We start from the raw sequence: 802 nt of genomic DNA on the forward strand, positions 1-802 counted from the left end.
CCATTCGGAAATCTTCGGATCACAGCTTACTTACAGCTCCCCGAAGCATATCGGTGTTAGTGCCGTCCTTCATAGGCTTCTAGTGCCAAGGCATCCGCCGTGCGCCCTTTCTAACTTAACCTTTATACGGATTTCGATAAGCTGCGCACTGCGTTGTCAGCTCAGTCGATCAGTCAGTCACGTATTGAAATACGTTCCTTCCCTCTCTCCATCGCTTCCTAGCACTGCTTGCTTCTCGTAATCCTCGGGTGAGTAGTGGTACTTAGCGATAAGTACACGAAACTACTCGTTAAAAAAGTATTGTTCAATCACAAAAGTGATCGACTCGGTTGATTACTTGATGTTTTGTTGCTTCAATGTCGTTTTATCCAGTTTTCAATGAACAAATTACTCTTAAATGAAGTAATTGGTGGAGCCTAGCGGGATCGAACCGCTGACCTCCTGCGTGCAAGGCAGGCGCTCTCCCAGCTGAGCTAAGGCCCCGGAATATGAATGGTGGGCCTAAGTGGACTCGAACCACCGACCTCACGCTTATCAGGCGTGCGCTCTAACCAGCTGAGCTATAGGCCCCTTCAGGGATTATGAAGTTTCTATTATCTGTTTCAAACACGCACTGTGTCTGAAACTATCCAATGAACCTTCAAAACTGAACGCAAAACGTCAACGTATGAACCTAAGGTTCATATTCCGTAATTATCCTTAGAAAGGAGGTGATCCAGCCGCACCTTCCGATACGGCTACCTTGTTACGACTTCACCCCAATCATCTGTCCCACCTTCGGCGGCTGGCTCCCGTAAGGGTT

Annotated in this window: 2 tRNA genes and 2 rRNA genes; all 4 read right to left on the bottom strand. The window is 47.8% G+C overall.

Going from position 1 to position 802, the window contains the following annotated elements:
* Positions 1 to 121 (bottom strand): 23S ribosomal RNA (locus M3152_RS17750); the annotation flags it as partial.
* Positions 122 to 407: 286 nt separating this feature from the next.
* Positions 408 to 483: transfer RNA gene (locus M3152_RS17755), tRNA-Ala, on the bottom strand.
* A 10-nt stretch (positions 484 to 493) separates the two neighbouring features.
* Positions 494 to 570, bottom strand: a tRNA-Ile gene (locus tag M3152_RS17760).
* Positions 571 to 703: 133 nt separating this feature from the next.
* Positions 704 to 802: ribosomal RNA gene (locus tag M3152_RS17765) — 16S ribosomal RNA — on the bottom strand; the annotation flags it as partial.

This window comes from Sporosarcina luteola (assembly GCF_023715245.1).
GTDB classification, from domain to species: domain Bacteria; phylum Bacillota; class Bacilli; order Bacillales_A; family Planococcaceae; genus Sporosarcina; species Sporosarcina luteola_C.